Raw genomic sequence first — 4117 nt, 5'->3', positions numbered from 1 at the left:
GAGCAGGGCGGTCTCGGCGCCCAGGCCGGTGATGGTGAAGTCGGCCACCGGGGTGCCATCCGCGGTGCTGACGGCGAGGTGCGGGGCGGGGGCGGCGCCGAAGTCCGCCGGGGAGCCGGGCCGGGCGGCGGGCAGCGCCAGCAGCACATGCACCCGGTGCACGCCCCGCGGCAGCGCGTCCAGGTCCAGTGCGAGCAGGTGCTCGGCGGCGGCCTGCCGGGACACGTCGACCCCGGGGAGCTGCGGACGGCCGGGATGGGCGAGCCATCCGTGCCGTAATCCGGACGGCGGGAGCGGCTCCGGCCCCGGTGGGGAGGCGGCGCCCCCCGGCGGCGGGGCCGGATCGCCGACGACCCGGCCCTGTGCGTCCCCGAGGGTGACCGCGGCCACCACCGGGGTGCCCGCCGACACCCGGATCCGCAGCCGGTTGCCGGGCAGCGGATGGTTCTGCCCGCGGACCAGTTCGGCAGTCATTCCGCCGCCCCCGTTCCCGTTTTTGTCTTCTCTTGTCCTGGTCGGTCGTCGTGTCCGTGACGCCGGTCCCGGCCCGCGCTACAGCGCGGGCAGTATCGCCGGGATCAGGTCCTGGAAGGTACGGCCGTTGGCGGGCGTGCCGATCGCGGTCATCGACCAACCGCCTTGGCCGCGCTGCACCTTGGCCATGATCTGCGCGGTGTACTGGCCGCCGCCGGTGAGCGTGTAGCGGGCGAGTTCCTGCCCGTTGGTCTCGTCCACCAGGCGGCAGAACGCGTTCTGCACCTCGGCGAAGGTCTGGCCGGTGAAGGAGTTCACCGTGAAGACGATCTGGTCGACGTGCACCGGCACCCGCTGGAGGTCCACCAGGATCGACTCGTCGTCGCCGCCCTGTCCGGCGCCGCCGACCACGTTGTCCCCGGTGTGGCGGACCGAGCCGTCGTCGCTGGTGAGGTGGCGGAAGAAGACCACGTCGACCGGCTGCTTGTCGGCGAAGAGCACCGCGGAGGCATCCAGGTCGATCTCCCGGGTGCGGCTGCCGAACAGCCCGCGGCGCGGGGCGGCCTGCCAGCCGAGCCCCATCCTGACCGCGGTCAACGATCCCCCGTCAGCCTTGCTCAGGCTGATCTTCTGACCCTTGGTCATATTGACCGTCACGCGCTGTCCCCTCTCACCCGTCACGCCCTGTTCGGTTCGTGTCCCGACCCTAACAAGACGCCGCCCGGCGGTATCCCGGTTCGTCGCCAGGAGATTTCCGCCGATTCATGGCTGATTCCCGGGCAGTGGACCGATGCCGCCGGCGGGCTCCCCGCCGCTCCGCTACGCCATGCCGACTTCGCGCATCTGACGCAGTTCCTTCTTCAGGTCCCCCAGCTCGTCCCGGATGCGGGCCGCCACCTCGAACTTCAGCTCCGCGGCGGCGGTGTGCATCTGATCGGTGAGCTGGGCGATGAGGTCGGCGAGCTCCTCGGCGGGCAGCGGGGCGCTCGACCGCTTGCCGGCCGCCTTCGCCGACAGTCCCGGCACCGGTGCCTTCCCGCGCGAGCGCTGCCGCCCGGAGCCCAGCAGCTCCTCGGTGTCGGCGTCCTCCCGGGCGAAGGAGTCCAGGATGCCGGCGATCTTCTTGCGCAGCGGCTGCGGGTCCAGGCCCCGCTCGGTGTTGTAGGCGACCTGCTTCTCCCGGCGGCGGTTGGTCTCGTCGATGGCCTTCTCCATCGCCGGGGTGATGCGGTCGGCGTACATGTGCACCTGGCCGGAGACGTTACGGGCGGCGCGGCCGATGGTCTGGATCAGCGAGGTACCGGAGCGCAGGAAGCCCTCCTTGTCGGCGTCCAGGATCGCGACCAGCGACACCTCGGGCAGGTCCAGGCCCTCCCGCAGCAGGTTGATGCCGACCAGCACGTCGTACTCGCCGGCCCGCAGCTCGTGCAGCAGCTCCACCCGGCGCAGCGTGTCGATGTCGCTGTGCAGGTAGCGGACCTGGATGCCGAGTTCCAGCAGGTAGTCGGTGAGGTCCTCGGACATCTTCTTGGTCAGCGTGGTGACCAGGACCCGCTCGTCCTTCTCGGTGCGCAGCCGGATCTCGTGCACCAGGTCGTCGATCTGGCCCTCGGTGGGCTTGACGATCACCTCCGGGTCCACCAGGCCGGTCGGCCGGATGATCTGCTCCACCACGCCCTCGCCGCGCGACAGCTCGTACGGGCCGGGGGTCGCGGACAGGTAGACCGTCTGCCCGACGCGCTTTTGGAACTCCTCCCACTTCAGCGGGCGGTTGTCCAGCGCGGACGGCAGCCGGAACCCGTGGTCGACCAGGGTCCGCTTGCGGGACGCGTCCCCCTCGTACATGGCGCCGATCTGCGGCACGGTGACGTGCGACTCGTCGATGACCAGCAGGAAGTCCTCGGGGAAGTAGTCGATGAGGGTGTCGGGGGCGCTGCCGGGACCGCGGCCGTCGATGTGCCGGGAGTAGTTCTCGATGCCGGCGCAGCTGCCGATCTGCCGCATCATCTCGACGTCGTAGGTGGTGCGCATCCGCAGCCGCTGGGCCTCCAGCAGTTTGCCCTGCTTCTCCAGCAGCGCCAGCTGGGTCTCCAGCTCCTGCTCGATGCCGGCGATGGCCCGCTCCATCCGCTCGGGGCCGGCGACGTAGTGGGTGGCGGGGAAGACGTAGATCTGGCGGTCCTCGGTGATCACCTCGCCGGTCAGCGGGTGCAGGGTGTAGAGGGCCTCGATCTCGTCACCGAACATCTCGATGCGGACCGCCAGCTCCTCGTAGACCGGGAAGATCTCGATGGTGTCGCCGCGGACCCGGAAGGTGCCGCGGGTGAAGGCCAGGTCGTTGCGGGTGTACTGGATCTCGACGAACTTGCGCAGCAGCTGGTCCCGGTCGATGACGTCGCCGACATTGAGCCGGACCATGCGGTCGATGTACTCCTGCGGGGTGCCCAGGCCGTAGATGCAGGAGACGGAGGCGACCACGACGGTGTCCCGCCGGGTGAGCAGCGAGTTGGTCGCGGAGTGGCGCAGCCGCTCGACCTCCTCGTTGATGGAGGAGTCCTTCTCGATGAAGGTGTCCGTCTGCGGGACGTAGGCCTCGGGCTGGTAGTAGTCGTAGTACGACACGAAGTACTCGACCGCGTTGTTCGGCAGCAGCTCCCGGAACTCGTTGGCGAGCTGCGCGGCCAGCGTCTTGTTCGGGGCCATCACCAAGGTGGGCCGCTGCAGCCGTTCGATCATCCAGGCGGTGGTGGCGGACTTGCCCGTACCGGTCGCACCGAGCAGCACCACATTCTGCTCACCTGCGAGGATGCGCCTTTCGAGGTCGTTGATGGCGGTGGGCTGGTCACCGCTGGGCTGGTAGGGGCTGACGACCTCAAAGGGCGCCACACTGCGTTCGATGTCTGATACGGGCCGCATGCTTCAAAGGTACGACGAGCCACTGACAAACGGCCGGGACCGCCGCCGGGACCGCCGCCGCCCGGGCGGCGGGGCCCGCTGCCGGACCCGCTGTCGGACCCGCCGCCTAGCCTTGCGGGTGTGACGGATTTCGCGTGGACGGTGCTGGACGCGCCGATCGGGCCGCTGCTGGTGGCCGGCACGGAGCAGGGGCTGGCCCTGGTGTGCTTCCGGGCCGATCGGGGGACGGTGGAGCGCGCCCTGGAGTCGGCCGCACGGCGGCTGGGCCGTGCCCCGGTGGCGGACGCGGACCGCCTCGCGCCGGTCACCGAGCAGCTCGACGCGTACTTCGACGGCACCCTGCGGGAATTCTCGCTGGCGCTGGACTGGTCGCTGATCACCGGCTTCGCCCGGCGGGTGCTGCGCGAGCTGGCCACCGGGGTCCCCTACGGCTCCGTGGTCGCCTACCAGGACCTGGCCGACCGGGTGCGCGAGCCCGGCGCGGCCCGGGCGGTGGGGGTCGCGATGGGCTCCAATCCACTACCGGTGGTCGTGCCGTGCCACCGGGTGATCGAGAGCGACGGCGGCATAGGCGGCTTCGGCGGCGGCCTGGAGATCAAGCGTTCGCTGCTGGCCCTGGAGGGCGTGCTGCCCGCGCCGCTGTTCTGAGCCGAACGGCCGGGCGGGCCGGGGGCGCGCCGCCGGGTTTCCGGGCCGCGCCGGCCGGGCCCGGCCGGGTCTAGTCCTC

General features: G+C 70.9%; 3 protein-coding genes and 1 pseudogene. 1 reads left to right on the top strand and 3 read right to left on the bottom strand.

Annotated elements, in window-relative coordinates:
* The 3 genes and pseudogenes from GA0115240_RS24405 to uvrB all read right to left on the bottom strand — a co-directional run.
* Nucleotides 1–474: pseudogene (locus GA0115240_RS24405) on the bottom strand (hypothetical protein); the annotation flags it as partial.
* A gap of 78 nt (nt 475–552) precedes the next feature.
* On the bottom strand, nt 553–1131 hold the full coding sequence (locus GA0115240_RS24400; protein WP_093739676.1) for a TerD family protein: 579 nt from the start codon (nt 1129–1131) through the stop codon (nt 553–555).
* A gap of 162 nt (nt 1132–1293) precedes the next feature.
* The gene (gene uvrB, locus GA0115240_RS24395) at nt 1294–3390 is read right to left on the bottom strand and encodes an excinuclease ABC subunit UvrB (RefSeq protein WP_093739674.1); all 2097 of its coding nucleotides are present in this window, start codon (nt 3388–3390) and stop codon (nt 1294–1296) included.
* Between the two features lie 120 nt (nt 3391–3510).
* On the opposite strand from uvrB, the gene GA0115240_RS24390 reads away from it, so the two are divergent.
* Nucleotides 3511–4038 (top strand): methylated-DNA--[protein]-cysteine S-methyltransferase, encoded by a 528-nt coding sequence (locus GA0115240_RS24390; RefSeq protein ID WP_093739672.1) that lies wholly within the window; start codon nt 3511–3513, stop codon nt 4036–4038.
* Nucleotides 4039–4117: the final 79 nt, after the last annotated feature.

Source organism: Streptomyces sp. DvalAA-14, from assembly GCF_900091855.1.
Classification (GTDB): domain Bacteria; phylum Actinomycetota; class Actinomycetes; order Streptomycetales; family Streptomycetaceae; genus Actinacidiphila.
The sequence above is the reverse complement of the archived record's forward strand: the minus strand, read 5'-3'. Positions and strand labels throughout refer to the sequence as shown.